The organism is Dactylosporangium roseum, from assembly GCF_025264685.1.
In the GTDB taxonomy this organism is placed as follows: Bacteria; Actinomycetota; Actinomycetes; order Mycobacteriales; family Micromonosporaceae; genus Dactylosporangium; species Dactylosporangium roseum.
Genome location: NZ_CP073721.1, coordinates 5,603,119 through 5,630,072, shown reverse-complemented (window position 1 = coordinate 5,630,072; position 26,954 = coordinate 5,603,119). Strand labels below are relative to the sequence as shown.

At 67.8% G+C, this 26,954-nt stretch carries 26 protein-coding genes; 17 read left to right on the top strand and 9 right to left on the bottom strand.

Translation table 11 applies throughout. From position 1 onward, the window contains the following. Positions 1–125 precede the first annotated feature (125 nt). The 6 genes from Drose_RS26295 to Drose_RS39185 all read left to right on the top strand — a co-directional run bounded on the left by Drose_RS26295 (position 126) and on the right by Drose_RS39185 (position 4,847). A complete protein-coding gene (locus Drose_RS26295; RefSeq protein WP_260723998.1) occupies positions 126–632 on the top strand; it encodes a SigE family RNA polymerase sigma factor in 507 nt (168 codons plus the stop codon). Continuing rightward, positions 629–1,768 carry a hypothetical protein gene (locus Drose_RS26290; protein ID WP_260723997.1) on the top strand — a complete coding sequence of 380 codons (1,140 nt, stop codon included), beginning with the start codon at positions 629–631 and terminating at the stop codon, positions 1,766–1,768. Before Drose_RS26295 ends, Drose_RS26290 begins: the two co-directional genes overlap by 4 nt. Before the next feature lie 320 nt (positions 1,769–2,088). After that, positions 2,089–2,541 (top strand): cupin domain-containing protein, encoded by a 453-nt coding sequence (locus Drose_RS26285; RefSeq protein ID WP_260723996.1) that lies wholly within the window; start codon positions 2,089–2,091, stop codon positions 2,539–2,541. A gap of 174 nt (positions 2,542–2,715) precedes the next feature. Continuing rightward, complete coding sequence (locus Drose_RS26280) at positions 2,716–3,036, top strand: recombinase family protein (protein ID WP_260723995.1); 321 nt, start codon at positions 2,716–2,718, stop codon at positions 3,034–3,036. Positions 3,037–3,248: 212 nt separating this feature from the next. Continuing rightward, entirely contained in the window at positions 3,249–4,253 is a 1,005-nt protein-coding gene (locus tag Drose_RS26275) for a hypothetical protein (RefSeq protein ID WP_260723994.1), read from the top strand. A 429-nt stretch (positions 4,254–4,682) separates the two neighbouring features. Beyond that, positions 4,683–4,847, top strand: coding sequence for an NUDIX domain-containing protein (locus tag Drose_RS39185; protein ID WP_390891454.1), 165 nt, complete (start codon positions 4,683–4,685; stop codon positions 4,845–4,847). A 197-nt stretch (positions 4,848–5,044) separates the two neighbouring features. On the opposite strand, the gene rfbB is transcribed toward Drose_RS39185, so the two are convergent. Continuing rightward, positions 5,045–6,034 (bottom strand): dTDP-glucose 4,6-dehydratase, encoded by a 990-nt coding sequence (gene rfbB / locus Drose_RS26270; protein WP_260729805.1) that lies wholly within the window; start codon positions 6,032–6,034, stop codon positions 5,045–5,047. Positions 6,035–6,215: 181 nt separating this feature from the next. Between rfbB and Drose_RS26265 the strand changes: the two genes are divergently transcribed. The 3 genes from Drose_RS26265 (at position 6,216) to Drose_RS26255 (ending at position 8,646) form a co-directional block, all read left to right on the top strand. Beyond that, positions 6,216–6,647 carry a hypothetical protein gene (locus tag Drose_RS26265; RefSeq protein ID WP_260723993.1) on the top strand — a complete coding sequence of 144 codons (432 nt, stop codon included), beginning with the start codon at positions 6,216–6,218 and terminating at the stop codon, positions 6,645–6,647. A gap of 271 nt (positions 6,648–6,918) precedes the next feature. Further along, complete coding sequence (locus Drose_RS26260; RefSeq protein ID WP_260723992.1) at positions 6,919–7,719, top strand: helix-hairpin-helix domain-containing protein; 801 nt, start codon at positions 6,919–6,921, stop codon at positions 7,717–7,719. A 297-nt stretch (positions 7,720–8,016) separates the two neighbouring features. Next, complete coding sequence (locus tag Drose_RS26255) at positions 8,017–8,646, top strand: ATP-binding protein (protein WP_260723991.1); 630 nt, start codon at positions 8,017–8,019, stop codon at positions 8,644–8,646. 174 nt (positions 8,647–8,820) lie between these two features. Here Drose_RS26255 and Drose_RS26250 read toward each other — a convergent pair whose 3' ends face one another. Beyond that, entirely contained in the window at positions 8,821–9,768 is a 948-nt protein-coding gene (locus tag Drose_RS26250; RefSeq protein ID WP_260723990.1) for a GlxA family transcriptional regulator, read from the bottom strand. Between Drose_RS26250 and Drose_RS26245 the strand changes: the two genes are divergently transcribed. Continuing rightward, complete coding sequence (locus Drose_RS26245; protein ID WP_260723989.1) at positions 9,763–10,539, top strand: DJ-1/PfpI family protein; 777 nt, start codon at positions 9,763–9,765, stop codon at positions 10,537–10,539. The genes Drose_RS26250 and Drose_RS26245 overlap by 6 nt on opposite strands. 971 nt (positions 10,540–11,510) lie before the next feature. Next, positions 11,511–12,221: an SDR family NAD(P)-dependent oxidoreductase gene (locus Drose_RS26240; RefSeq protein WP_260723988.1), complete on the top strand. Its 711-nt coding sequence runs from the start codon at positions 11,511–11,513 to the stop codon at positions 12,219–12,221. 267 nt (positions 12,222–12,488) lie between these two features. Here the strand turns inward: Drose_RS26240 and Drose_RS26235 are convergent, their stop codons facing one another. Further along, on the bottom strand, positions 12,489–13,094 hold the full coding sequence (locus Drose_RS26235; RefSeq protein WP_260723987.1) for a YdeI/OmpD-associated family protein: 606 nt from the start codon (positions 13,092–13,094) through the stop codon (positions 12,489–12,491). Between the two features lie 362 nt (positions 13,095–13,456). Further along, complete coding sequence (locus Drose_RS26230; protein WP_260723986.1) at positions 13,457–14,473, bottom strand: helix-turn-helix domain-containing protein; 1,017 nt, start codon at positions 14,471–14,473, stop codon at positions 13,457–13,459. 306 nt (positions 14,474–14,779) lie between these two features. On the opposite strand from Drose_RS26230, the gene Drose_RS26225 reads away from it, so the two are divergent. Continuing rightward, positions 14,780–15,307: a hypothetical protein gene (locus Drose_RS26225; protein WP_260723985.1), complete on the top strand. Its 528-nt coding sequence runs from the start codon at positions 14,780–14,782 to the stop codon at positions 15,305–15,307. A gap of 237 nt (positions 15,308–15,544) precedes the next feature. On the opposite strand, the gene Drose_RS26220 is transcribed toward Drose_RS26225, so the two are convergent. Then, positions 15,545–15,907, bottom strand: a complete 363-nt coding sequence (locus tag Drose_RS26220; RefSeq protein WP_260723984.1) for a MurR/RpiR family transcriptional regulator — start codon at positions 15,905–15,907, stop codon at positions 15,545–15,547. Beyond that, a complete protein-coding gene (locus Drose_RS26215; protein ID WP_260723983.1) occupies positions 15,820–16,443 on the bottom strand; it encodes a MurR/RpiR family transcriptional regulator in 624 nt (207 codons plus the stop codon). Before Drose_RS26215 ends, Drose_RS26220 begins: the two co-directional genes overlap by 88 nt. Positions 16,444–16,703: 260 nt before the next feature. Between Drose_RS26215 and Drose_RS26210 the strand changes: the two genes are divergently transcribed. From Drose_RS26210 to Drose_RS26200, 3 genes are all read left to right on the top strand, one after another. Next, on the top strand, positions 16,704–17,246 hold the full coding sequence (locus Drose_RS26210; protein WP_260723982.1) for a TetR/AcrR family transcriptional regulator: 543 nt from the start codon (positions 16,704–16,706) through the stop codon (positions 17,244–17,246). Next, positions 17,239–18,849 (top strand): FAD-dependent monooxygenase, encoded by a 1,611-nt coding sequence (locus tag Drose_RS26205; protein ID WP_260723981.1) that lies wholly within the window; start codon positions 17,239–17,241, stop codon positions 18,847–18,849. Before Drose_RS26210 ends, Drose_RS26205 begins: the two co-directional genes overlap by 8 nt. 162 nt (positions 18,850–19,011) lie before the next feature. Beyond that, positions 19,012–19,323 (top strand): ribosomal protein L7/L12, encoded by a 312-nt coding sequence (locus Drose_RS26200; RefSeq protein WP_260723980.1) that lies wholly within the window; start codon positions 19,012–19,014, stop codon positions 19,321–19,323. A 454-nt stretch (positions 19,324–19,777) separates the two neighbouring features. Here the strand turns inward: Drose_RS26200 and Drose_RS26195 are convergent, their stop codons facing one another. After that, positions 19,778–22,600, bottom strand: coding sequence for an AfsR/SARP family transcriptional regulator (locus tag Drose_RS26195; protein ID WP_260723979.1), 2,823 nt, complete (start codon positions 22,598–22,600; stop codon positions 19,778–19,780). 451 nt (positions 22,601–23,051) lie between these two features. Between Drose_RS26195 and Drose_RS26190 the strand changes: the two genes are divergently transcribed. Continuing rightward, the gene (locus Drose_RS26190) at positions 23,052–23,357 is read left to right on the top strand and encodes a hypothetical protein (protein ID WP_260723978.1); all 306 of its coding nucleotides are present in this window, start codon (positions 23,052–23,054) and stop codon (positions 23,355–23,357) included. Between the two features lie 562 nt (positions 23,358–23,919). Here Drose_RS26190 and Drose_RS26185 read toward each other — a convergent pair. Continuing rightward, the gene (locus tag Drose_RS26185; protein ID WP_260723977.1) at positions 23,920–25,491 is read right to left on the bottom strand and encodes a serine hydrolase domain-containing protein; all 1,572 of its coding nucleotides are present in this window, start codon (positions 25,489–25,491) and stop codon (positions 23,920–23,922) included. Between the two features lie 111 nt (positions 25,492–25,602). Further along, entirely contained in the window at positions 25,603–25,665 is a 63-nt protein-coding gene (locus tag Drose_RS39180) for a hypothetical protein (RefSeq protein WP_390891453.1), read from the bottom strand. Positions 25,666–25,897: 232 nt separating this feature from the next. Here Drose_RS39180 and Drose_RS26180 point away from each other — a divergent pair, with 232 nt between their 5' ends. After that, the gene (locus tag Drose_RS26180; protein ID WP_260723976.1) at positions 25,898–26,632 is read left to right on the top strand and encodes a hypothetical protein; all 735 of its coding nucleotides are present in this window, start codon (positions 25,898–25,900) and stop codon (positions 26,630–26,632) included. The last annotated feature ends 322 nt before the right edge of the window (positions 26,633–26,954 follow it).

The window sequence follows — 26,954 nt, the reverse complement described above, 5'->3', positions numbered from 1 at the left end:
GCCCCCGCACGCCGGCCGGTACGCATGGAATCCGATGCGATTGATCTGGTGTGGCTGTCATCAAAGTGGCGGGCTCGATGCGTGTTACGGCAGACCCGTTGGACATGTCCGGAAGGCGTGGTGGCGTGACGTTCGAAGAGTTCGTGGCGGCCCGGCTTGGCGTGCTGGTGCGCTATGCGACGGTCGTGACCTGTGACCCCGATCTGGCTGAGGACATCACGCAGGACGTACTGATCAAGGCGGGAGCGCGCTGGTCGCGGATCACGCGACTCAACGATCCAGAACTGTATCTCAGGCGCATGGTGGTCAACGAGTTCCTGTCCTGGCGGCGACGCCGCGCGGCACAACTCATACCGCTGGCACGTGAGTCGCTGGACAGCATGGTGACGCCGGCCCCGGACCCGACCGGATCGCGTGACGAGCGCGACGCGATGTTGCGGCTGATCGCCTCGCTGACGCCCAGACAGCGAGCAGTCATCGCGCTGCGCTTCTACGAGGACATGTCCATTGACCAGATCGCCAACCTTATGAGCTGCAGGCCGGTCACGGTCCGTACCTATCTTGCTCGCGCGTTGGCGACGCTCCGCGGCGCGCTTCCGCTCCATCTCGTCACGACAGGAGAGCAGGCATGACCAGTCCTATCGAAGATTTGATCCGTAAGGCACAGGAACGTCAGGCACAGCGTGCTCACGCGCCCGACCGGCTGGCCGCTGAGCTGCCGGTGCGGGTCGCTCGCCGGGTCCGCCGCCGTCGGTACCAGATGATCGGCACCGTCGCCGCGGCCGTTGCGGCCGCCGCGACCCTGTCCGTGCCGGTGCTCGGGCTCCGCAGCGGATCGGACGCCTCGCCGTTGCAGCCCGGAGGGCGGCCGTCAGCGGCGTCCCAGGACAACCCCGCCGGAGCCTCGACGTTGCCGCCGGTGGCGCTGGGCTACCGGCCAACCTGGCTGCCGTCCGGGTTCACCGAACGCATCCGCACCGCACAACCCGGGCCGGGCGGATCCGGCTCGGCCCTCAGCGTCCGGCGCATCTGGACCGACGAGCCGGTCGGCACCGATGGTTCGGGTGGCAGCAACGGCATCATCCTGACCCTGCGCCAGGCCGTCGCACCCGGCGACCCGCAGGCCAACACCGGCGCCTCGGTCGACATCAACGGCATCGTGGGCTACTATCACGGGCCGCAGGGTGGCGACGACAAGGCCTACGTAGAGTGGCGTGCCGACACCGGCACCGTTGTCTCACTGGCCGTGCACAACGAGCACCTGACCCAGCAGGACATGTTGAGGATCGCTCGATCGGTCCGACCCGATCCGAAGCAGCTACAGGTGCCACTGCGCCTGGCTTGGCTGCCTGGCGGATGGAGCGTCACCTCCGGCGAGATCAGCGGCGACGCACCGACCGCATGGCGGGCTGCGGTCACCGCCACGCAGCGCAATGCGAACGGTGCCCCGGGTGATGCCTCCACCGCCCCGACCGGCCACTCGGCCGGCTCGAACCAGCGCAGCATCTCCGTGTCACTGAGCCCGACGACCACCGCACCGGCTGGCGGCGAGAGCCTGACCGTCAACGGGCTCCCTGCACGGTTTGTGGTCCCGGAGCGTCCCTTGAGCTTGCAGTACCTCGTCGTCGACCTCGGTGAGGACAAGAAGCTCACCGTGCTCGGCATCTCGCACACATCCGATCCGCTGAACCGCAACGACCTGATCCGGGTGGCTGAGCAGGCCACCGCGGGCGACCCCGCCGCGGCCGCCTGGATCGCGACCGCCTGACCGGCGCAGACGCGCCCCACGGCGCCGGCCGTCTCCGCGGCCCCGGCCATCGGCCACGGTCATTCATTTCGGCCATCGACGGGCGTCAGGCGATACACAGCGCTGGTCAGCCACCGCTCGGGTGAGCGTCCCCGGGCCAGGCCGTGTACTGGTCCGTATCAGCCACATCCACCACGGGCCGCTCGCGGTCCCGATCTGTTCCGCAGTGTCACCACAACGAGATCCTTCTGAGGGAGGTCCATGCTATGGACGTTGTACACAGCCAATGGACGAACCATGCACCTGCGCCGCACAGGTACAGCGGCGTGGTGTGGGCCGGCATGGACGTCATTGCTGTGAAGCCGTCCCAGCTCCGGGTCTTCACCGCACAGTTCAGCCCCGGCGCCCGGACGGCCTGGCACCGCGAACCCTACGGCCGGGTGCTGCACGTCCTGTACGGCACGGGCCGTGTCCAACGCCGCGGTGGCCCGGTCGTCGAGGTCCGTGCCGGGGACACGATCGTCGTCGACCCCGACGAATGGCACTGGCACGGCGCTGCGCCGACGTCCGTCTTCGCCGTGCTGTCGGCGTATGAGACCGACGGTGACGGCAGCATCGGCCGTGACGCGGCCGGCGGCACCAGCACCGGCACTCACGGTGGCGGCGCTGACGGTGGCGGCGGTACCGAATGGGGATCCCACGTGAGCGACGCGGAATACCTGCAACCGGCACGCACTGCGTCGGTGCCGTCCGAAGACCTCAACCGGACCGCCCGGCGCGAGGCGTGCTGGTGACCGCCCGGCGCGCTGGAAACCGTCGTCCGGTGCGGTTTGGGCAGCGGATGCGTTGACCTGCGCACCAGCGGATCCGGCGTGATCGGTGCGGGTCGCTCCAACGCGGCCACCCGGCGCCGTGCACGCTGATGCACTCGGCCGCCCCGGACTCTGCCGGGAACAGCCCGACCGGGCGTGTCGGGCCGGTTCGGCTCGGAACGCGACGGTTACCGCGAGATCGTGGCCCGGATGTGCATGGGCGAGGTCGGGGCGGTGTTCGGGCTGGAGGTGTCGTGGTTCGGCCGGTTCAACGCCGACCTGAGCCGGTTGATGGAGTTCGCCCGACTGGCCGACACGCTGCTCATCGACGTCGATGGTGTGTACGACCTGGCCAACGTCAACGACCCCATCCTGCTCGGCCTGGGTGGCGCGGTGACCGCGTCGGGCCAGACCGCGTGGACGGCGTCCGGGGTCGTTGATCGGTCCCCGCTCGGCGGCGGCCGTGAGCCCTTGTGAATCCCTCGGCGCGGTCGGCCTGCGGCCCGCCACGGTCCCGGCCCTGGGGTTAACCCCCGGGTCCGTTCGGGGGTTGACCGGCGGGCGCATTCGGGGGCATGTCGGATGGTTGCACGGAGCGGACCCGCTAAGATTGATGGACATCAACGTCATCGGCGGCGGGTCGTGCCGTACCTGGCCACGACCCGCTGATTCTCGTATGGAGCATCCCCATGACCATGCTTACGACATGTCTCAGCGCGATGCGCGGCTGGCATCGCCCGCTGGTAGCGAACGCGACGCTCATGTTGACCCTGTCGTTCGTCTCCGCCGTCGGTCTGTTCGTCGACGATCGCCTGCTCATGGACGAATCAGTCTGGGTGAAACCGATGAAGTTCGGCTTCGCCATGGGGGTGTACGGCCTGACGCTGGCATGGCTGCTCAGCAAGCTGAGCAAGGGCAGGCGTACCGGTTGGTGGCTCGGCACCGTCTTCGCGGTCGCCGGTCTGCTGGACGTCGGTGCCGTCGTCTACGCTGCGGCACAGGGCACCGTCAGCCATTTCAACAACAACCACGAGCCGGTCGCTCAAACCGTGCGGACGCTGTTCGCCGTCGGCGTCCCGCCGTTGTTGCTGACCACCCTGATCATCGCGATCCTGGTCATGTTCCAACGCACCGGCGACCGCGCCGTGACCCGCGCCCTGCGCGCCGGACTCGGGCTCGCCGTCGCCAGCATGATCGTGGCCCTCTGGTTGAGCTCTGGGGCAGCGCCCCGGACGGTGACCGACGCCAACGGCCACGCGGTGTCCATGACCGGTGGCCACGGCATCGGCGACGCCGACGGCAACGGAATGCCCCTCACCAACTGGAGCACGACCGGCGGCGACCTCCGCGTACCGCACTTCGTTGGCTTGCACGCCATCCAGGTGCTGCTGCTCATCACGGCGATCCTGGGTGTACTCGCGACGAGTCATGTCTGGCTGCGCGATGAACGGGTCCGGGCCCGGCTGGTCGGCGTCGCCGCTCTCGGCTACACCGGTGTGTTCGCGGTGTTCACTTGGCAGGCGAAACGAGGCCAGTCGGTGATCCATCCGGATTGGCGGACACTGATCGCCTTCGGGGGAGTGGCGGTGCTCACCCTCGCGACGGCCGCCGCGGTAGTCATCGCCGCGCTTCGGCGAGCCGGGTCGCCCACCGACCGGCAGCAGCGCGAGGAAGCGTGCGTAGCGGCCCGCTGACGACCTTTGGCCGCGAGTGCGGTGTCCACCACCCACCGGCTCCAGTCCTCGTTGATCTTGCAGTTGTGGTGCCGAGACACTCCCTGGATGTCCTGTTTTTGGGGCACCACAACTGCAAGATCAACGCGCGGTGAACCGATGGACACCGGTCATGTGGCCGTGCTCGTCGTGGGGTTTCCTCGAGCCTGGCGTGGCGAAACTGCGAGAGCGCCAGCGCGACGGCGGCGAAGGCTAGACCGCCTACACCAAACCACAGAGTGGGTTTGAAGCCGAACTGGTCGGCGAGGGCACCGCCGATGGGCGCGCCGACGGCGGCCGCTGGTGGCAGGTCGAGGAACACGACGTCATCCACGCCGACGGCACGTCCGGCATGTTCAACGTGCTGTACTGCGGTGACGGCGTCACCGTCCTCGCCGTCACCAGCGGTACCTGATCCGGGAGTACAAGTACGCCATCGGCCGGCACATCCTGCGGCTACCGAGCGGCGGCGTCGACGACGTCGAGGAACCACTGCAGGCGGCGATGCGCGAACTGCTCGAGGAGACCGGGATGGCCGCCGCCACCTGGACCTCGGCGGGGATCGTGCACCCCTAGCCGACCAACGTCGCCGCGACCGTGCACCTGTTCATCGCGCATGATGCCCGGCCCGTCCAAGACCCTGAACCGGGCATCGAGCTGCTCCGAGTCGACCGCGACACCGCGCTCGACCTGGTCGCTAAGCGTGCCTGCTGACCTACCTCCTGCACAGCGCCGGCATCCCGCCGCCACGCAACGGCGGCTGAGCCGCGAGGTCAGCGGCCGAGGACCTGGTACCTCGCCTCGGTGGCCTCCTTCTGCGGCTTCCACCACCACTCGTTGGCCCGGTACCAGTCGATCGTCGCCGCCAGCCCGGCCTTGAAGTCGCCGTACACCGGCGCCCAACCCAGCTCGGTACGCAGCTTCGTGGTGTTGTTCGAGTACCGCAGATCGTGGCCCGGCCGGTCCGACACATGGTCGTAGGCATCCGGCGCCTCACCCATGAGCTCCAGGATCAGCTCCAGGATCCGCCGGTTCGACCGCTCGTCACCCGACCCGATCAGGTACGTCTCACCGAGCCGGCCGCGGGACAGGATCGCGTGCACGGCGGCGTTGTGGTCGTCGACGTGCGTCCACTCCCGCACATTCACGCCCTCCCCGTACAGCTTCGGCCGCTGCCCCGTCAGCACGTTCGTGATCTGCCGCGGGATGAACTTCTCCACATGCTGGTAGGAGCCGTAGTTGTTCGCACAGTTCGACAGCGTCGCCTGCACCCCGAACGAGCGCGCCCACGCCCGCACCAACATGTCCGAGCTGGCCTTCGACGCCGAGTACGGGCTCGACGGGTCGTACGGGGTACCCTCGTCGAACTGGTCCGCGCTGTCCAGCGGCAGGTCACCGAACACCTCGTCGGTGGAGATGTGATGGAACCGGCCGCCGTGCCGGCGCAGCGCCTCCAGCAGCGTGAACGTGCCGATGATGTTGCTGCGGATGAACGGTGCCGGGTCGTGCAGTGAGTTGTCCACGTGCGACTCCGCCGCGAAGTGCACGATCACGTCCGACTCCGCGACCAGGCCGTCGACGACATCAGCGTCGCAGATGTCACCGTGGACGAACCGGACCTGGTCCTGCACCGGCGCGAGCGTCGTACGGTCGCCCGCGTACGTCAGCGCGTCGAGCACGACGACCTCGTACTCCGGATGGTGCTGAGTGGTGTAGTGCACAAAGTTCGCACCGATAAATCCGGCACCGCCGGTGACCAGCATCCGCGTCATGCCCACGCATCCTACGGAAACCCATGGTCGGATCCGGCTCCAGCGCCATGATCAGCGGGTACATTTTCCACGACCGCGCTGTACCGCGACACGGACGGGGCTTGCTCGAGCCGCGACATCGACGAACGCAATCCGGCGACTTGTGCGGCTACCCACGCTCCAAGTGCGGCAGATGTTTGACGTCGTGGCGTTCCTGCGCAACCACGAGCTGCTGCACATGGACGGGCACTTCGGCAACATGCGTGCCGACGATGATCGGATCTACCTCGCCGATTTCGGCCTGGCCACGTCCCCCCGCTTCGACCTGTCCGACGCCGAGCGCGCCTTTGTCGCCCACCACGTCGGCCACGATGCCGACTACGCGGCGATGCGTCTGGTCAACTGGCTGGTCACCACGGTGTGCGGGGTGCCGGTGCCGGCCACCGGCGGCCCCGTTGCCCGCAACGAGTACGTGCGCCGGTGCGCGGCCGGCGACATCCCGCAGGGCGTGCCGGCGAGCGTGGGCGGAATCCTGGCCCGGCACGCCCCCGCCGCGGCACGGATGAACGACTTCTGCTGGCGGCTGTTCGACGGCGATATCCACGCGCGGTATCCCGGCCCGTAGCGTGGGCTCGTGATCCTGACGACGCACGAATCGTGACTCCTCTTCGCCTACTCCGCCGGAGACCTTGAAGCGCCGAAGGTCTGGAAGCGAGCTGAGCCGGAAGTCGTACCTGACCAAGGTCAGGTGCGGATTTGCCGCAGTGCGGGCGCGCGGCGATGTGTTGAACTAGGGCATGCAGATGCGTCCCGCGGAGCTGGCGGGGATCCGTGCCGGCGAGGTTGACGTGGCGTTCCGCCGGTGGGAACGGCCTCGTGTCAGGGTCGGTACCCGGATGCGTACCGCGGTCGGACTGGTCGAGGTCACGTCTGTCGACCGGGTGCCGCTGAGGTCGCTGACCGCCGCGGACGCCCGCCGGGCCGGCGCGGCGTCGCTGGCCGCGCTCCGGCAGGGACTGGACCGCCTCCATCCCGACCGGCCGGTGTATCGGATCGGGCTACGGTACGCGGGCGTCGACCCGCGGCACGCGCTGCGCGAGACGGTGCCCGACGCCGCGGAGATCGACACGATCGTCGCGTGGCTCGACCGGCTCGACCGCGCCTCGCCGACCGGACCCTGGACCCGGGCAACGCTCCTGCTGATCGACGAACTGCCGGCCACCCGGGCACCCGACCTCGCACAACGGATGGGGCGCGACACCCCCGCGTTCAAACAGAACGTGCGCAAACTCAAGGAGCGCGGTCTGACCGAATCGCTCGACATCGGCTACCGACTCTCGGCGCGCGGCGCCGCCGTCCTGGACCACGAAGGTCATCCCCGGTCGACCCCCGGCCGGCCGGTACCGGAGCCGGGCCTCCCGCTGCCACACCTCGGCGCAGCCGCGACCCGTGCGCTCACCGCGCACGGCGTGATCCGCCTCGAACAGGTCGCCGAACTCAGCGCGGCCGAGGTGCAGGCACTCCACGGAGTCGGGCCCTACGCCCTCCGCCACCTACGAGCCGCGATGAACGCGGCCGGGCTGGCCTTCCGCGACGATCCCGGCACATCACCGCAGGTCACCATCACTCCGGAGACGTCCCGAACATCAGCTCGCAAACCGCCACCGACAACGGCCGGACGATCTCGCCTACCGTGACACAGCGCGCACATCTACTAACGGCATGGCGTACTCGCCGACTCCATCGACGGCGGCGCTGAAGATGGCGAGTGTGCCACTGGGCACGGCGAGGGCACTGCCGACATCGTCATCTGCGGACGGATTGGCGAGCGCCGCATCGAGGGCCGCGCGGCAGTCCGGCCGGACGCCTGAATGATCGCCAGTGCGTCTCCACGGACTCCAGATGTCGTCACGGACGACGCCATCCGCGCCCACGATGACAGTGCACCCCCAGCCGGTATGTTGGTGAGGTCGACTGGCTGGGACAATTCGTGAGTGGATGACTCAAGGATGCCGTGGCGCAACACAACGCATGATTGGAAAAGCACCGTGGATGCCGAGCACCTGGCCGAGGTTCGCCAGCATCCAGCGAAGTTTGCTCCCGGCGGCATGGTGCACCTGATCCTTGAGGTGATCGCGTATGCGGCTGACGAAGCCGAGACCACGGCCGCAGGACGGTGCATTGTCACTTTGCACAGCGACGGCTCCGTGTCCGTTGCGGACAACGGGCGAGGAACCGATACCCGCTGCGACGAGCAAGGCCAGCCGATCAAGAAGCCTGTCATGGCGACCAAGGATCTCCGGTACTTCGACTTCCCCGACGCCCAACGGCTCCCCGACGGTCACCCCCGCCGAGGCATGTCAGTCGTCGCGGCACTCAGTGAGTGGCTCATCCACACCAATCACCGCCGCAACGGGGCGTGGACCCAACGCTACGAACACGGCATGCCCGTCACCGACCTGCTCCCCGTTCCCGCCGATGACACGACAGGGACGACCGTGCATTTCCTCGCCGACGCAGCGCTCAGTACGGCACGGCTGGTGTCAGCGCCCGAGCTGGTTCGGCTGACCCTCGCTGCTTGGCCCCATCTGACCGTAGAGATCGTGGACGAGGGCATCATCTGAAGCGATCCGTCCTGCGGGCTTGCTGGTCGCTACTACCAGCCTGTCACCGGACGTAGCCGTTGCCCACGCCCGTCACGCGGCGACTGGCGGTTGACCGCGCGTTGTCTGCGGCAGATGAGGATCCCGATGACGACTTCGCTGCCCTGCCGGCCGGGTGCGTCAGTGTCGCAGTTCTCACCCGTGGAAACTTGTGCGGTAGTCCCTCGGCGTGGTGCCCACGTGGCGGGAGAAATGGTGCCGCAGGGTCTCGGTTGATCCGAAACCCGAGGCCTCGGCGATCCGATCCACTGGTAGGTCAGTCGTCTCAAGCAGTTCTCTGGCCTGTTGTAGACGCCGGTCGAGCAGCCACCGCAACGGCGTGGTGCCTGTCCGCGCACGAAACTGTCGTGACAGGCTGCGCGTGCTCATCGTCGCTTTGGCCGCGATGTCGGCAAGACGCAGGGGTTTGTCGAGATTGTCCTGCATCCACTGCAGGGTCGACCCGAGTCCGTCGGTGTCGCCGATAGGAACCTGGTGCTCGATAAACTGAGCTTGACCGCCCGCCCGCTGCGGCGCCATCACGATCACCCGCGCGGTGCCGGCTGCTACCGCCGCCCCGTGGTCGCACCGCACCATATGGAGGCACAAATCGAGTCCCGCCGCGACGCCCGCGGACGTCAGGATCTGCCCGTCGTCGACGAACAACACGGATGGGTCCACCTGCACGTTGGGAAAGGCATCGGCCAGCCGGCTGGCGAGTTGCCAGTGGGTAGTCGCCCTGCGGCCGTCGAGCAGCCCGGCCGCCGCGAGCACGAACGCCCCCGTGCAGATTGACGCCACACGTGCGCCCCGGGCGGCCGCGTCACGGATCAGTCGTACGGTTCGCGGGTGTAGCGGCTGATCCGGATCGACACCGGGCACGATCAGCGTGTCGGCGTCGATCGCGTCGTCGAGGCTGTAGCGGGAGGAGATCTGGAAAGGCTGCTGCTCGCAAGCGGTTGTGGTGACCTGCCGTTCGGCGCACACCCGGATCTCGTAGGCGGGCGTGGTGTCGGAACATCGCGCGGAGGCGAACACCTGGCACGGGATGGTCAGGTCAAAGGCCACCACGCCGTCGAGGGCAAGGACGGCGACTACATGCATGTGGCCGGATCTTACGCATTATCGGCGTCCGCGCCGGTATTCGACAGCCCTGTCGGTCGACATACTCAGCGTAATCGCTGCGCCCATAACACTTTCTGGAGGAACAACGTGGGTGGACCTGATGTCCTTGGCCCTGACGCGATCGTCGCCGGACCGGTGTCGGCCACCGAGCCGCGCCGCACGCCCCTTCGCGTGCACACAGTCTTGTACGACGGAGTGGAGGACCAGGATTTCGTCGGTCCGGTCGCGGTGCTCGGCGTCGCCGACAACACCGAGCAGACCTTCGTCACCGTCGATGGTCCGTGCACGGTGACCACCTCTTCCGCGGTTGAGATCGTGGTCCGCGCCCCGTGGTCGCCACGGACAGCCGACATAATCCTGGTGCCCGGTGGCGGCTACGGAGAGGGCTCCGGGGTGAGCGAGCAGATCCGCCACGGCGTCCTGCCACAGGCGTTGGCCGACGCGAGGCGGCCCGGCCTGATCCTGGCGTCGGTGTGCACCGGGGCGCTGTTGCTCTCCGCCGCCGGGATTACCACCGGGCGGTCCTGCACGACACACCACATCGCCCGAGAAGATCTCCGGATGCAGGGTGGGAATGTGGTCAGCGGGCGGGTCGTTGACGACGGCGACCTGATAACCTCCGGCGGCGTCACCTCTGGCATCGATCTTGGCCTGTGGCTCACCGAGCGCTTCCTCGGTCCCGAGGCTGCCTTGCTCGCCGAAATGGTGCTGGAGTACGAACGACGCGGCACCGTCTGGCGATCCGCATAGCGCAGCCAGCCTTTGCCCGGATGTCAGCCAACGTGATCGCGTGGTCCGAGCGCTCCCAATACCCCCGGTGCGGAGTGGGGGTCGTCCGCGATCAGCAGGATGCCGCCAAGACCGCTGCCCAACCGCTCCCACCACGGGCGTCTACCGCAGGTGCGCCCGCTCGTCGACGTGGCGAGTCGGGACACCAGTGAAGACGCCAACGCTCATGAGAGCGGGTGTTCTCGGTATTGCGATCGCTGCCCTGCTGGCCGTCGGAGGCCGCGGGAAGGAGCCTGCCCCTACCGCGGCGCCGACGGCGGAATCGGCCCGGTCCCAGACCCAGCCGGCCGCCTCGAGCAGCCCATCCGGCGTCTCGAGTAGCCCGTCGGCTGCCGGTATGGCGATAAAGGACGAATTTCGTGGCCGGCGCGGCTTGCAGGGGTATCTACTTCGCGGGGAAGAAGATGCGTGACCCGGAACCCTGCCGCGGCCGCGCTACGCAAGGTCGCCGAGGCGGCGGCGACGCAACTGAGGGGCGGGCTCCCGGTCGTGGCCGACCCGTGTGATGCCGCATGCTCGGATCGCTGGGGCTCGACAGTACGGCCGTCCGATCGTGGTATTGCGATTCCAGGTCGCCGAAGAGGTTCGGCTGCGCCGTAATGCGGAGCGCTCCGCGCCGGCGCGCGTGCCCGCGCACGAGGTGCGAAGGTATGCCGCGATCGCCACACGGAGTGCGCTCAACTCGCCGGCGAGGGCTTCGATTCTAGTCGACGAACACGGCGAGGCTGAAAGGCTTCACCTCGTCTCAGGCCGCGGCGGTGTTCCGTTTGGCCGAGGACACCGCGCCGCACCGAAACTCTGGCGCACTGATCGGCCAGACCGCCTCGATCAGGTGCCCGGACATGCCGCCGTCACGATCGGCGACGAGCGGGCGTTGGATCTTCGAGCTCTCTGTTGATCTGAAGTGGGGTTGAGGTGATTCGCTGTCGGTCGTGACTCTTGAGGGCCTACGCGTCGCTATCACCGGCGCCTCGCGTGACACAGGACGACGGTTGGCTGAGGCCTTCGCCGAACGCGGCGCACGGCTCTTCCTGTCTGCGCGCGACCTGGCAGCGGCCGAGCGCGTCGCGTCCATGATCAACCGGCGGGGTCTGGGCCGGGCCGACGCGTTCCTGTGCGACCTGGCTGTAGCGGACTCGGTGCGGGCGTTCGCCGCCTCCTTGAATGACCGGACGCCATCTCTTGATGTACTGATCAACAACGGTGCCGTCTACCTCGAAGGCCGCGACCTGCCCGACGTCTCTGACGACGAGATCGAAAGTGTGATGGCTGCCGGCGCGACCGGCACCTTGTTGTTGACGAAGCACCTGCTTCCGCTGCTGCGTGCCTCGTCACGGCCAGACATCGTCAACATGATTTCCGCCTGCGGCGAGGTGGGACACCGCCGTTCCGGCGCTCATCCGGCCTTTTACGCCGCGAAACATGCGCACGCCGGGCTCGCGGAGATCCTCTCGTACCGGCTTCGGCCGGAAGGGATCAGAGTGATTTCGCTGTTCCCGCCGGACTTCGTGCAGGAGGGACCGCGGCGCGCTGACGGCGACCTTACCGCCCGCTCGGTCATCGATTGCGTGCTCTTCGCGGTCGGCCAACCGCGAGACTGCTTCATCCGCGAGTTCCACTTCGAGCAGGTACAACGCGGATGATTTCCCGAAAGGCCCGGACGTCTGCACATCCGGCAGTAGGCGTAGGGCCAACGTCCACTCGTAATGCAAACTCATCCGCTACACCCGATCGTCCCGCGCCGCGCCCGCACAACCGATCTCGACCGGTCACGATACTGCTCAACCGCGGCGAACGATCGCCGAGAACCCGTCGTCACACAGCGGGCGTCGCAGTCATGTGCCATCGCGCGGCAGCGCACGCTCATCAGCGTAAGACGTTCTGAGTCAAGCCTTGGTCGGCGTTGCCGATTACGGCGAGTTCGGAGGCTTGGCCTTCTGCGGGTAAATCGTCTCGTGACGGGCCAGCATGGCAACAAACTCGCCGATTTTCCGCTCGCGGGTCTGCGCCCGTTTGACGGCGTTGACGCGGTGGATGAGAGCGAACCGGTTGGCTTTGGTGAGTACGTCGAACATGGCCTGGGCGGCGGGGTCGGCAGCGATGGCGGCGAGGAGGTCGGCCGGCACCTCGGCTTCCGACGGCGGGGCGTAGGCGGCCGCCCACCGCCCGTCCGCCTTCGCGGCTTCTACCGCGACGCGGCCTGGGGGCAGCATTCGCCCCTGCGCCTCCAGCCGGGCCACGTGGGTGACGTTGCGTTGTGACCAGGAACTGCGGGGCCGGCGAGGGGTGAACCGGATCCAGGAGGTTTCCTGATCCCGTTTACGGGCTTGCCCGTCGATCCAGCCGAAACACAGGGCCTCGTCGACCGCCTGCTGCCAGATCAGCGTCGTAACTGTGCCGCCCTTCTTGGTCAGGGCGAGCCAGACACCGGGCGACGTGGCGTGGTTGGCCGACAACCACGCGCGCAGCGCATCGGCGTCCGCGACGATCAACTCTTCCAGTTCGGCGCTCGCCATGACGTCAGGCTATCGCTGCGCCGTTGCGGCCTCTGCCGGTGGGCCAGCCCGACTCGCCGGGCTGCCGGCGCGCCGGTCGCTTGGCGGACCGTCGGGGGCAGGACGTCGATGCTCAGGACGGTTGCGATGTCGGGCCGGCATGTCGGACTCCTCGTGTACATGCCGGTTGCGGCGAGCGTCGTCCACGACCACGGACCTCTGACAATCGCCAGCGCCATCCACGGTGGTGGCTCGCGGTCGGCTCGGATCGGCAGACGATCTCGTCGCCGACCTCGACGCAGCCCTCACCAGCACATACGGCGCGCCCGCCACGACCGGCAACTCGTCGCCAGTCTGAAGCACAGCCGAGATCGTTATCGCTTCTACCCGACGCCGGCGGACATGGCCGAGCCATGTCTGCGATATGCCGCCGGAGAAACCCCGAACTCCGCTCGGAACGCGCGGTTGAAATGGGAGTCGTTGACGAAGCCCCAACGTCGCGCGATGTTGTGCACCGGCACCCGGTCCAGGGCGGGATTGGCCAGATCGAGACGGCAGCGATCCAGCCGACGGCGCCGTATCCATGCCGCGGCCGTCGTGCCGCTTCTCTCGAAGACCTTGTGCAGCGACCGTAGTGAGACATGGTGTGCACGGGCGATGTCAGACAACGACAGGTTCGGGTCGGAGAGGTTTTCCTCGATGAACATGCGCATGCACAAGAACAACGCCGTGTGCCGCTCGTTGTCCAGCCGGGGCGGCATGTCGAGCCGTTCCGTCAGTAGGGCGCCGAGCAGGTCGAGCACCACCCCCGCCAGAGTGCTGGCGCCGATGTCGGAGATCGAACCCGACTGGGCGATCAACTGCTTGAGTGTGCCCAGGAGAACAGCGCCGACACCGGCATCGCCGGTCATGCTTACCGCGAGCAGGCGTTCGACCCGGGCCGCCGGCAGCGGCAACCGGTTGCGGGGAATATGAACGATAAGTCCGTCCGCCGGATACATCGGGCGACCGTCCGGCCCTGGACGGGCATCGGCGGGGGCGACGACGGTGGCGGCCCGAAAAGCTCGGGACGTGTCGTACAGGAAGATGTCGGTGGGCCCGGCCGCCACGTAGCGGTCGCGCTGCTCGAAGTGCGAGTCGCCGCGCAACGAGACGGACAACTGGTAGCCGTCCGGGTCGGACTGCCGGATGAGCTGGCCGGTCCGTTCGACCTCGAACGACGCGCTGCGCACCTGAGAAAGGTGTAGGCCGCCGAATAGCATCCAGGTCATCTCGGCCCAGAAGTCTTCCCGGTGCCGGGTGGTCGGTCGCACCGGCACAACGGAGTTCGAAACGATCGACCACCAAGCGTCGAACCGGTCCGCCTGGGGCGTCTCGTCAAGGTTAACGCTGGTCAACATCGTGCACCCACCGCCACATTCGTCGCCGGGCCGGCACTGCGAATTCGGTCAGCTTGCGATGACAGGCGGTCATAGTGGTCTCTCGATGCGATCCACGTCTACCTCGATGCGGAGGGCTTGCGTAAATCTTGAGCGTATTCGCGTGCTTGCGCGGATGGGCAACTTTTCGTGCGCCGCGCGCACAGTCTCGAGGCGAGCGTGCTGGCAAGGTCGCCGGGCAAGGCCAACCGTCCACCGTCAATCTTTGGAGGATCGATGTCTCGCCCAAGAACACTCGCGACGGCCGTCGCGAGTGCGCGTGCGGCCGTGTCGGCAGCGCTGATCGCCGCATTTGCGGGCCTGCTGGTTCTGGTGTCGGCACAGCCGGCCGCGGCCGCGCCCGCGCACAAGCCGTACTCCGACGGCACCGCCCAGCGAGTCGCCGCGGTACGCACCGTCCTGGCACCGACCGCGACCTACAACAACAACGCCCTGAATCCCGGTCTGTGCAGATCGGACAACTGGATCAGTGAATACCCCACATGGACGGTCTCGAACGTGACGTCGAGTTCCGCGTACCTGCACTCGCTGAAGATCACCTACAAGCCGGGGCGGAACATGACGCTGGGAGGCGGGTCCCTGGTCGACGGCAACGGCAAGAACGTGGGCAACTACTTCAACTACGTGTCCATCACGCCTGCCGGATACACCAAGACATGGACCTTTAACAAGACGGTCAGTTTCGGCAGCAACAAACAACTGCACTTCATGTCCCTGTTCAACCCGGGCAACAGCGGCGAGAGTGCGCTCTGCATCGGTGACGGCGAGGTCTGGTTCCACCTGCGACCCATCTAGGTTGACCGAGGTTCTGCGCGTAACCAGGCCCGGGTAGATCACCAGGAGTGAGGATGACACGGCCTTGCCGGCTGTTGTTGATGATGAGAAGGCATCACAACACACCGGCGAGGTCGTGTCCATTTTGCGCCCCGTCCGCGTGTTCGCCGAAGGGGTTCCATGGCGTTCCACGTTGCCGGGCTCCCGCCGGCGCGGCACCACCGCTACGCAGGTCTTGGCTGACCGGGACGTTGCGGCCTATCGCACGCGGCGGCTCCTGTGCCCGCGTTCGGTGGCGGGCGGTGCCGGTGGGGCGTGTCCCTCGTCGGCATAGGTGCCGAGCGTCGCCAGTAGTTCCTCCTCGTCCCGCAGAGCTGGCTGGACGTCCGCGCCGCGCCGCACCGCGACCGCGGTGGCGAGTGCCTGGACGAGCGAGGTGAGGGCGGTCACCGACCGCAGCATGGCCACCCCGGCGGTGTCCACGTAGAACGTGTGGGTCGCCCCGCCCGCGAGGGGTGAGGACGGGTTGTCGGTCAGCGTGACCGTGGTCGCGCCGACCCGCTGTGCCCAGCGAAATGCGCGCACGGTGTCGGCGCTGTAGCGGTGGATCGCGATGGCCACGAACAGTCGTCCGGGCGTAGATGGCGCAGGTCGTCGGCGAGCGTGCCCGGGCCCGGGGTGAGCACGGTGACGTCCTTGCGTACCAGCCGCAGCAAGTATCCGAGCAGGTATGCTGCCGTATAGCATTCACGAAGCCCGATGATCCGGACCGCGGGTGCGGTGGCGATGACCGCCGCGTCCCAGTTCGTGCGGTCGACGCGGGAGAATGTGCGCATGATGTTGGTCTGGTCGAACGTGATGGCGAGATCGATCAGGTCTCGCCGACTGGATTCCAACTGCTCCAGATTGCCGTAGCGGCGCAGCATCTGGGCCTGCTCGCGGAGCCGCTCGCGACACAACCGGGCCAGGCCCGGATAGCCGTCGAGCCCCAGGCTCGTCGCGAACCTCACGACGGTGGCCTCGTTGACGTTGACGGCGGCGGCCAAGTCGTTGACGGTCATGAAGGCGGTGCCCTCCGGATCGGACATGACCCGCTCCGCCAGGAGCCGCTGCGCCGGCGTCAGCTCGTCGAAGTCGCGCTGGAGTAGCCCGACCAACTCGTCGAATGTCTTCGGCGCGGCACGTTCGGGCGCGGCATCGGGGCATCCCTCTCTCGCCACAGTGGTTCGAGGCCGTCGCCGGCTTGTCGACGATCCTAGTGGCCGTGAGCTGTACCTGCGCTGTGCATCCGCTGTGCGGCGGGTTGCGGCGGCACAACGAAGTAAGGTAAACGTTTACTGTGACGAGCAAGAGTCGAGACAGACTGCTCCAGGCCGGTGCCCAGGAGTTTGCCCGCCATGGGCTGCGGGGGACGCGAGTGCGCGATGTCGTCGAGCGAGCGGGCGTGAACGAGCGGATGCTCTACGAGCATTTCGGCAGCAAGGAGGGCCTGTACCGGGCGGTGCTGGAGGAGCAGAGCGCGGACATCGGAGCCGCGTGGACTCCGATGCTCGAACGAGCTGCGACATTGGGCCCCCAGGAGGGGCTGCGCGGGGCGCTGCGGGCGTTCTTCGACCTGGTCAGCGACCGTCCCCTGCTTGCTGCGCTGCTTGCGCACGAGGGGCTCAGCGAGGAAACACTGCGCACACCTGTCGGCGTCGACCAGGTGCCGGTACCGCTGCGAGGTCTGTTCAAACGGGGCCAGGAAGAAGGGGTGTTCCGCACCGACAGCGACTTTGCCCTGTTCTACACGGCTGCGATGGTTCTCCTGACCGCGTTGTCCGGGCCGCCTGCCCGCTTCGCCGATCTCGTTGGTGAACGCCCGACGCCTCGGGACCGAGAGCAACTGCGCGACCAACTTGTGGATCTGTTGCTGGACGGGCTGACCGGGCCCGGCGGCCAGAAGGATCAACATGACTGAGACGGACGTGCTCGTGGTGGGGGCCGGACCGACTGGTCTGACACTCGCCTGCGACCTCCTGCGACACGGCGTTCGGGCCCGCGTCATCGACAAGTCCGCGATGTTCTTCCAGGGGTCGCGCGGCAAGGGCGTGACGCCCCGTACCGTCGAGGTCTTCGACGACCTCGGCATCTCCGAACAGGCCAAAGCGGCCAGCACGACACTCATGTTCCGCCACTACGACCGCTGCGGCGGCTTCCGGGACCAGCCGTTGCCGGGGTACTGGACACCGACCCCGAACTCGCCCTACACCCAGTTGCTGATACCGCAGGGGCGAACGGAGCAACTCCTCCGTGACCGTCTCGCCGCACTCGGGGGTAGCGTCGAACTCGACACAGAGTTGATCGAGTTGGCACAGTCCGCGCAGTCCGTACAGGCCACCTTGCGTAACGGACGGCAGACCGCACATGTCGATGTGCGTTACCTGGTCGGATGCGATGGCGGGCACAGCGCCGTACGCCGGATGCTCGGCGCCGTGTTCGAGGGCTCGACGCACGAGAGCCAGAAGATTCTCATCGGCGACGTCGAGGTTGCTGGCCTACGCCGGGACCGACTGCACGTCTGGTTCGACGCCACGCGCGGGTTCCTCCAGCTCTGTCCGTTCTCCGGAACCGCGGCCTGGCAGTTCGCCGCCGGCCTACCGGAATGGGGCGCTCACCCACCCGCGCCGTCGCTGGAGACGTTCCAGCAGGTCGTCGACCACATCGCCGGCCACGACCGGATACGGCTGGCCAGCACCACATGGCTGTCGACCTACCGGGTCAACGCCCGGATGGTGGACCAGATGCGATGGCGCCGCGTCTTCCTCGCCGGCGACGCGGCGCACGTCCACCCGCCTACTGGTGGACTCGGCATGAACACCGGCATACAGGACGCCTACAACCTCGGCTGGAAGCTGGCACTGGTACTCACAGGCGGAGCCGGACCGCGGCTGCTGGACAGCTACGAGCAGGAACGGCTGCCCATCGCGGCGTGGGCGCTGGGTACCAGCTCCGACCGTCTGCGTGCCATGACCGAGGAAATCGCGAACGGCAGTGCCGGCAACCTGGCCAACGTCGGCACGGCAGACACGCGGCAACTCGGCCTCGGCTACCGATGGAGCACCCTGTCGCTCGACCGTGGCCAGCCGGGCATTGGCCTGTCGGCCGGAGACCGGGCACCCGACGCGCCGTGCCAGAACCTCGCCACTGGCGCGCCGACCCGACTGTTCGACCTCTTCCGCGGCACCCGCTTTACCCTGCTCGGATTCGGCGACCGATGCGCAGCCGCCCTCAACACGGTGAACGCCGCAGGACTGGACCGGATCCACACCGCGCTGATCACCGACGGGCGGGCAACACCGCACGCCGTGACAGTCACGCTCCTCGACGAGAAGCGACACGCTTTCAGCGGGTACGGCATATCCCACGACAGTCTCATACTCGTCCGGCCCGATGGCTACATCGCCGCCACCACCGGCTGGGCCGACGCACGAACCATCCTCGACTACCTGAACCAACTCGGCCGTACCAAGGCCTTTCGCCGCTCCCGGAAGACTGACCCCCTGGCTATCTCTGAACCTTGACCCTCGAAACGTGAATCTTGGGGGTGCTGAAGGTGCGTCGGTGTGGGCATCCGCGAGCACCGCACCGAGATGAGGTCCGAGGCGGTGACACCGACCATGTGTGCCTTCGTTACTGCCTCGCCGACACCATCGGTCTCGCCCGGGTGGTGTTCAATGCCAGGCATGAATTGGTTCGTGCCGTTCGCCGTGATACTGCCGTTCGCACTCGCCCTGCTGATCGCCGGCAGCGGCCGCCGCGCCGTCGCTGTCCAGCAGTCCCGCCATCTGGCCGAACTCGAGCGTAAGCTGGACTTGATCATGGCTCACCTCGGCATACGCGAGCCCGAGCCCGAAGCACCGGATGCGGTGCTGCAGGAACTCATGGCCGGCCGCAAGATCCAGGCCATCAAGCTGTTCCGCGAGGCAACCGGCGCGGGCCTGAAGGAGGCCAAGCACGCCGTCGAACTGCTCGCACGGCAGCGTGGCCTACGTTGACCTTCCTGCTCCGTCGATCGGCGCCGCCCGTGGGCCGGGAGTCCACTCACGGCCGCGCCCGGCAGCATCGGCGGTGCTGCGCTGGCACCTGGCCTCGCTCGCCACCACCCTCCGGTGCTGGGCCGGGATCGACGAGCGCCCTTTCATCAGCATCGATCCTTGCCGCGTCGATACGGACAGGCGGAATTATGATCGTCCGGCCCGGCCGTTGGGCGCGTCTGGACCGATCTGCGCGGTGCCCACCCGGCCGAGGTTCTCGGTGCCCAGCCAACCGGCCACGACACCGCCCTTGTAGGGCGTCGCGCCAAACCCGTCGAGCTGGCCACCAGCGCAACGTCTTTGCGTTGCACCTCGACCGTCACTGGTTTGGCGATACGGGCGTCGAGGGTGACCGGGAGAGCCAAGAATTCGCCAGTGGAGTCTAGAAGGGGGCCGAAATCCCAGTTGTGAGACATCACGTACCGGCCGGGTGGGGAATGTCGAGGGTGGCGAGTTTGCTGCGGACCTGCTCGGCGTCGGGGTGCTCGAGTTCGGTGAGGATGCCCAAGGCGTGTTGCCAGGTATCGCGGGTGGCGTCGAGATCGTGTGTGGCGTGGTGGGTGCCGCCGAGGCGGGTGAGGATATCCGCCTCCAGGTAGCGGTCGCCGATGTTCTGGCACAGGTCGAGGGCGCGTCGGTAGCAGGTGACAGCCTGACGGTGGTGGCCCAGATGATGATGGGCGAAGCCGATGCTGTCCCAGGCGAAGGTCTGCCCCTCGCGGTCGTCGAGTTCCTCGAGCACGGAAAGGGCCTGCCGGCAGCAGACGAGGGCCTGCGCGTGGTTGCCGAGGCGGGCGTGGGCCCAGCCGATAGCGTTGAGGGCCTGGGCCTGCCCCGCCCGGTGGCCGCTGGCGTGATGCAGCTTGTGGGCTTGCCGGACATGGTAGAGGCCCGCTGTGAGGGCGTGGGGCCCCCGCCGGGCCCATACCCTAGCGAGGGCGATGTGGGTGTCGGCCTGCCTGGCCAGGTCACCGGCCCGGCCGAACAGTTCCAGCGCCTGGTCCAGGTGGGTTTGTGCGTCGTCCAGGTGACCCAGTCGGAGCAGTGCCCGGGCGGAAATCCGGTGGGCCAGGGCCTGCGCTGCCGGGTCGGCCAACCGGTACGCGGCGGCCTCGGCGACGTTCCCGATGGCAGCCAGATCGTGCCAGTGCCCGTGCCGGTCCAGGAAGGTAACGAGGGACTGGGCCAACTGCCAGGCGTGGGCGTCGAAACCGGCCGCCGCGGAGTGGTCCGTGACGGCCCGCAGCACGGCTCGCTCCGTGGTGAACCAGGCCAGCACCCATTCGGGGTCGGCGAGTTGCTCTGGGGCGACCCCGGGCTGGGGTGGGGGGAGGCTGAGCGGGTTCCACCCTGGTTTCACCAATCGGGCGGCGGCGTACGCGGTGTGCAGATAGTGGTCCAGCATCCGGTGGGTTGCGGCGTGCCGTTCGTGCTCGGGCTCACCGGTGTGGGCTTGGTCGATCGCGTAGTCGCGCAGCAGGCCGTGGGAGAAGGTGTACCGGCTGGGCATGTGCTCGGCAAGCAGGCTGACGCGGCTCAGCTCGGCCAGCAGCCTGCGTGTCTGGGCCAGAGGCAGCGCGGCCAGACTGGCCGCCGCCGCGACGGAGACGTCCGGGCCGGGGTGCAGGCCCAGCAGCCGGAACAGCCGGGCCGCCATGGACGTCAGGGCCGTGTAGGACCAGGAGAAGACCGTTCGTACCCCGCTTTGCGGATCGTCGGCGGACAAGATGTCCAGCCGTTGGCCGGCCTCGGTCAACTCGGCGGCCAGGGCGCTGAGGGGAAAGCCGGTCTGGGCGGCGCGAGCCGCGGCGATGGTCAGGGCGAGGGGCAGCCGGGCGCACCGTGAGATCAACTGCCGTACCGCTTCGGGTTCGACGGCTATCCGCCTGGAGCCGAGCCGGCGACTCAGCAGTTCCCGCGCTTCTTTCCCGGAGAGCAGGCCGAGGTTGATCGGGTGCGCGCCGTCCACGGCGACCAGGCTGGACAGCCGGTCCCGGCTGGTTACCAGGACGAATGCGGACGCGGTGCCAGGCAGCAGCGGCCTGACCTGCTGGGCGTCTCGGGCGTTGTCCAGCACCAGCAGGATTCGTTTGCCGTCCAGCAGACTGCGGTAGAGGGCGATCTGCGCTTCCGGGCTCGAGGGGAGGCGTTGCGGAGGGACGCCAAGGGCGTCGAGGAAGCCGCGCACTGCCTCAGCCGGCTCCACCATCTTTCCGCTCGGGTCGAACCCCCGCAGATTCACGTACAACTGCCCGTCGGGAAAGCGGCCCCGGACCCGGTGCGCCCAGTGTGTCACAAGGGTTGTTTTGCCGATTCCGGCGGCCCCACTGACCGACACGATCACCACACTTCCCGCGTCGGCAGCCGCCTCCAGTTGCGCCGTGAGCGTCGCGATCTCACGGGCCCGACCGGCAAACTGGGCGGCTGTGGCGGGCAGTTGGCGCGGAACCACCGCGACCGGCCCGCGGACAGGCAGGGTATCGGGTGTGGTCAGGGACGGATCGGCGGTGAGTATCTGATGGTGTAGGCGCAGCAGGTCCGGCCCGGGGTCGACACCCAGCACGTCGGCGAGCCGATCCCGCAGGCATTGGTAATGCTCCAACGCCTCGGACTGTCGGCCGCTGCGGTACAGGGCGAGCATCGTCTGGCCGGCCAAACGTTCATTCAGCGGATGTGCCGCCGCACGGCTGGCCAGGCCCGCCAGCAAATCGCCGTGCCGGCCCAAGCGCAGCGCCAGATCGGTCTGGTCGAGCTCGGCGGCGAAGCGCTGCGCGTGCATCGACTCGCGCTGGGCGTCGAGCCAGTGGGTATCCACGCTGCCCAGATCCGCGAAGGCATCGCCCCGCCACAGCCCCAACGCGTTGTCGAAGGCCGTCAATGCCTTCTGTTCGTCGTCGTCGGCGCGCGCCTGGGCGACCAGCCGATCGAAGCGGTACGCGTCCACGACGGACACGTCGACGGTCAACTGGTACCCGCCCGGCGCCCGGACGATGGCGACATCAGGGGAGGACGCCAGCGCCCGGCGCAGCCGGTACAGGTAGCCGTACAGCGTGTCGCGCGCCCGCCGTGGCGGGTGGTCAGCCCACACCCGGTCGATCAACTGGTCGACCGACACCGTCCGGTTCGCATCGACCAGCAGGGCCACCAGTACGCACCGCTGCCGGACGTGGCCGAGGTCCAGCGGCTGGCCGTCGAGGTCAGCCACCACGTCGCCGAGTAGCCCGAACCGTACCGTCATCACGCCACCTGACCGCACCTGCTCGCCGCGCGTCGACGGCGTCGCCAGCCTGCGCCGGCCCGGATCCCAGAACTGTCCCAGATCGATCCCAGGTCAGCCGTACATAGTCGATTCATCAGCAGTTCGGCCGGCGGCGTCATCCGTCATCCCCAGATCAGCTACCGAAGGCGGTCACAGCACGACAGAGTCGATCGTTCTTGTCGGGGCCGGCCCTGGCGTTGGCAGCACCCTCAACGCTGCTCGGGGAAGGGTCCCGTTCGCAATCATGCCGAATGATGATACATCGCAGGATGACGATGTCAGCTTCCCAACCCGATGAGGATCAGAACCTCACAGGAGGATGGCATGAACATCAAGAAGGCACTCGGACGAACCGAGGGGAGACACGGGTGTCCACACAAAAGTCAATGACCCGACTCGCTGTCGGCATGTCTCGAACGAGAGCCCACACATGAAGATGAAGATCCGCTTCGCCGCAATCGGTCTGCTGACCGCCGCCACCGTGACGGCCGCAACGCTGACCGCCGGCAGCCCGGCGGCGGCTGCCCCTAGCTGTAGGAAGTGGCAGGACTCCAACACCTTCGGCGCCGCTTGTACCGGCCGGCCGGGCGCCGCCTACCGCGCGGTTGCGGTGTGCAAGAACGGCAGGGCTGTAGGCGGCCCTTACCAAGGCGGCAATAGCGGCGCCTGGTCGTACGCCTACTGCACCCGCGTGAACTCATCGCTCGATTATGGCTACGTGCAGTGGTACGTGTAACTGACGGGAGGATTCATGAAACGACGGACCGCCGGTCTGCTGGCTGGCATGCTAGCGGCTACGGGCATTGCCCTCACTCCGGCGGCGGCATATGCCGCCTCAGGATGCACGACGCTCTATGACGGGCGGGGCGGACACTCCTATGTGTGCAAGAGCTGGATCGCCGATGGTGGCGGCTACTACCACGGCACCTACTCGATCGGTGTGACGACCTCTTACACATACGTGCAAAAGTACGAGGATGGCCGCGTTTCCACTATCGGTAGGGGCGGCAGTTACTCACACGTCAAGAGGTTCTACCTACGCGCCTGCGACAGCCTAGGCAGCGGATGCAGCGCCTGGTGGTGACGAACGATTGATTGCCTCTTTGGGCTGTACTCCCGGCCTCGATAGCCGTCGAGGCCGGGAGTGCAGTCCGATTGACAGGCCGTTTCGGTAGCCTGGCCACACCAGGCCCCGGTCACCGCCGGGGCGTTCAGTCCCGATGGGCATCTGCTGCTCAAGGGCGCCCACACAGCACAGCTCGACCCGGCAACGCTGGTATATGTGACGTGCGCGCAACTCAGTAAGCCGTTTGGGCCCAAGGATGGCGGAACAGGGTCGCCGGTGGGGTGGACGCCGTGGCCCTCGCCGCCGCGGCCGTCGTTGCACGGCGGGCCAGCCGGCCGCCCAGGCGGAGCCAGTCCACCCGGCCGTCCGAGCCGCGCTCGAAGTTGACCCGCGACGCGCCGGGCTCGTTGCCCGGGCCGTGGAGCAGCGCGTAGTCGGTGCGGTAGAACTTCAGCCGGGCGGTGGTGACGCCCCCGAGCGTCACGAGCAGGTCGCCGTCGCCGGCCACGAGATCGAAGACGATGTCGATCGGCTCGCCGCCCGGGCCGACCGCCGACCGGCTGTAGTGGCCGGTGTACTCGGCGAGCTGCTGCGGGGTGAGCTTGCGCGGAACGGCCGGCAGGTTGCTGACGCCGGCGAAGCGCCGCAGCGCCCAGTCGTCGACGAACAGCTCCTCGATGAGCGCGGGGCCGGTCTCCGAATTGGTCAGCAGCGTCATGGCGAAGCCGCGCTCGGGCACCATGATGAGGCCCGAGTGCTGCCCGGCCCAGTCGCCGCCGTGCTGCACGATCCGCACGCCCTCGGCGCTCGGGCGCAGCATCCAGGTCACACCGACACCGTCGAGCTCGACGAACAGCGTGCCGCCGGGGCCGGGGTCGCTGCGCATGGCGAGCAGCGATCGGTGGCTCAGCAGCCGCGGTCCACCGCCGGGGACGGTGCCGTCGCCGAGGTGGAAGCGGGCGTACCGCAGTTGGTCACGCGCGCTGGAGATCAGCCCACCGGCGGCGTTGAGGCTGCGCCACAGGCGGAAGTAGTCGGGTTGCACGACCGGTTTGCCGTTGACCATGTCGTGCGAGGCGGCGATGTTGAACCCGATGATCTCGTCGGTGAAGAACCGGCTGTGCGCCAGTCCCAGCGGGTCGACCACCAGCGCGCGGACCGCCGCCTCGTACGTCATGCGGGCCGCGACCTCGATCACCCGGCCGGCCAGCTCGACGGCCGCGTTGTTGTAGAAGAACACGGCGCCCGGCGCGGTTAGCTGCGGCAGCCGCGCGATCCCGGCCGCGTACCGCGCGGCGGCGTCGTCGCCGGGGCCGGTGTCGGTGAGGTAGTCGCCCAGCCAGCCCGCCGTGTGGTTGAGTAGCTGCCGCACGGTCACCCGCTCGGCGACCGCGGGGTCCGAGGTGCGGAAGTCGGGCAGGTACCGGCGCACGGGTGCGTCCAGCGCCAGCTTGCCGGCCTCGACGAGACGCATGGCGGTGGTGCCGGTGAACGTCTTGGTGGTCGAGCCGATCCGGAAGATGGTGTCGCCGTCGACGGGCACCGGGTGGTCGACGTTGGTGACGCCGTAGCCGCGCACGTACTCCCGGCCCTGCCACAGCACGCCGACCGCCACGCCGGGAATCGCGTACCGCGCCATGGCGGTCTCGATCTTTCTGTCGAGGTCACGGAGGAGGCCACCAGACGCGGCGGTCTCCGACGACGCCGGTGCGGCCAGGGCAGGCGCCTCGCCGAGCGCGGTGGCGCTCGCGGCGGAGGCGGCCAGCAGGGTACGTCGTGTGAGCCGAGATGCGAGGGTTGACATCGATCGACACTATCCGATGCGCGCGGCCCGCGAGGCGCTGACTGCCGACCATCTGACTCACCCACGTCGCCGCGGCGAACGTGAGGCACTGCGGGGCCTGCTGGCCACCCGTCAGGGCACCGTCATCCCGAACGACGGCGGTAGATGCCGCCACGTGCAACCGCTGGTCAACACGAACACGATCGCCGTGAACGTCGCCCGATCGTCCACCCCGCGACATCACAGTGGATGAAGCTGGCCTTTCAAGATCTGTAGTTGCCGTTCCGGTCGGCAGTGCTATCAGTCGTTGCGGGCCGACGATCCGCGGTGACGGCCCTCGCCGTCCTGCGAGGGCTACAACCGCTGCCCTGACTGGGTGAACACCATCTAGGGCGATTGGCAACGAGGAGCAGGAGCGGCAACGCGCATGGTGATGAGCCTGGAGGACGGCACCTACGACTTCATGCTTCGAGGCGTGATTCCTCTGGTGGTCGTCCCCCCGGGCTCATTACCGCCGTCGGGTCCCCGGCTACGCGGCGCGGTCCGCGCAAGCAACGAGCGTGCACGGATCGCCGTCTCCGACGATGCGCGGATGACCAGCGGCGTGGGCGTCGAGTTCGAACTCTCCGGAGCTGGCCAGCCGTTGGATGTCAGAGCCGCGATCGACTACGTCAGATTTGTCCTGCCGGGGCAACTGGACGCGATTCGGAACCAGCCCTCCCGGCGCTACGACAGTTGCATGAATGTCATTGTCGAGGCTGCCACACTGGGTTTCTCGCAGCAGCACGAAGCCCTCCACCACGACCAGAGCCTGTACACCTTGCTGAACCTGATGGTCCAGGGCGGGGGTTCGCCGTGGTTCGAAGAGTTCTACACGCTTGCGGGGTTCATGCTGGTTGGTGACCACAGGTGTCGCATCTACATTCGCATCATGGACAGCGGTGTCACCTATGGACTGGAGATACCGCTGCTGCGCCGTGACGGGAAGGTGCTGCAGCACTTCGGCGGAAGTCTCCCGCAGGAACTGGTGCCGCTCCTTCGGGAGGGGCAATTGGTGAACCAGCCGGTCGTCGACACCCGGGACGACTACTGCGCGGCGGTGTTCGACATGGCTCGCTGGATCGGGCCCATGGTCCTTCCGGTCGAGCCGGGAAGGGACTGACGTCCGCCTCCGCCGCGGTTGTGTCGCCTGTACGACCATCGCCGTGCGGCCGCCAACGCGATTGGCGGCCCAGGACTCGGTAAGACAGCAGCGTCGTCGGTACTCGCCGACGCTGGTGGACCATATCGTGCACAGGCCCGCCGGCCCTTGAGGCTTCGCTGTCATCCCGCGCCGCTGGTGCGTGGAGCGGACCCTGGCTCGTACTCGTGTCGTGAACCCGAAAGCCGCCCCGGCATCGATCCTGCTCGACGGCGCATACCACCCTGCCCTGACTCGCGGGCCATGAGCGTGTGCGTTCTCCGGTCGATCTGCGGCAGCGCAA

Excerpts from the sequence above, each read along its gene's own strand:
- Drose_RS26290 (WP_260723997.1), top strand. The coding sequence starts at position 629 with ATGACCAGTCCTATCGAAGATTTGATCCGTAAGGCACAGGAACGTCAG.
- Drose_RS26285 (WP_260723996.1), top strand. The coding sequence starts at position 2,089 with ATGGACGTCATTGCTGTGAAGCCGTCCCAGCTCCGGGTCTTCACCGCA.
- Drose_RS26275 (WP_260723994.1), top strand. The coding sequence starts at position 3,249 with ATGACCATGCTTACGACATGTCTCAGCGCGATGCGCGGCTGGCATCGC.
- rfbB (WP_260729805.1), bottom strand. The coding sequence starts at position 6,034 with ATGCTGGTCACCGGCGGTGCCGGATTTATCGGTGCGAACTTTGTGCAC.
- Drose_RS26265 (WP_260723993.1), top strand. The coding sequence starts at position 6,216 with ATGTTTGACGTCGTGGCGTTCCTGCGCAACCACGAGCTGCTGCACATG.
- Drose_RS26260 (WP_260723992.1), top strand. The coding sequence starts at position 6,919 with ATGCGTACCGCGGTCGGACTGGTCGAGGTCACGTCTGTCGACCGGGTG.
- Drose_RS26245 (WP_260723989.1), top strand. The coding sequence starts at position 9,763 with ATGCATGTGGCCGGATCTTACGCATTATCGGCGTCCGCGCCGGTATTC.
- Drose_RS26250 (WP_260723990.1), bottom strand. The coding sequence starts at position 9,768 with ATGCATGTAGTCGCCGTCCTTGCCCTCGACGGCGTGGTGGCCTTTGAC.
- Drose_RS26235 (WP_260723987.1), bottom strand. The coding sequence starts at position 13,094 with ATGGCGAGCGCCGAACTGGAAGAGTTGATCGTCGCGGACGCCGATGCG.
- Drose_RS26230 (WP_260723986.1), bottom strand. The coding sequence starts at position 14,473 with ATGTTGACCAGCGTTAACCTTGACGAGACGCCCCAGGCGGACCGGTTC.
- Drose_RS26205 (WP_260723981.1), top strand. The coding sequence starts at position 17,239 with ATGACTGAGACGGACGTGCTCGTGGTGGGGGCCGGACCGACTGGTCTG.
- Drose_RS26200 (WP_260723980.1), top strand. The coding sequence starts at position 19,012 with ATGAATTGGTTCGTGCCGTTCGCCGTGATACTGCCGTTCGCACTCGCC.
- Drose_RS26195 (WP_260723979.1), bottom strand. The coding sequence starts at position 22,600 with ATGACGGTACGGTTCGGGCTACTCGGCGACGTGGTGGCTGACCTCGAC.
- Drose_RS26190 (WP_260723978.1), top strand. The coding sequence starts at position 23,052 with ATGAAGATGAAGATCCGCTTCGCCGCAATCGGTCTGCTGACCGCCGCC.
- Drose_RS26185 (WP_260723977.1), bottom strand. The coding sequence starts at position 25,491 with ATGTCAACCCTCGCATCTCGGCTCACACGACGTACCCTGCTGGCCGCC.
- Drose_RS26180 (WP_260723976.1), top strand. The coding sequence starts at position 25,898 with ATGGTGATGAGCCTGGAGGACGGCACCTACGACTTCATGCTTCGAGGC.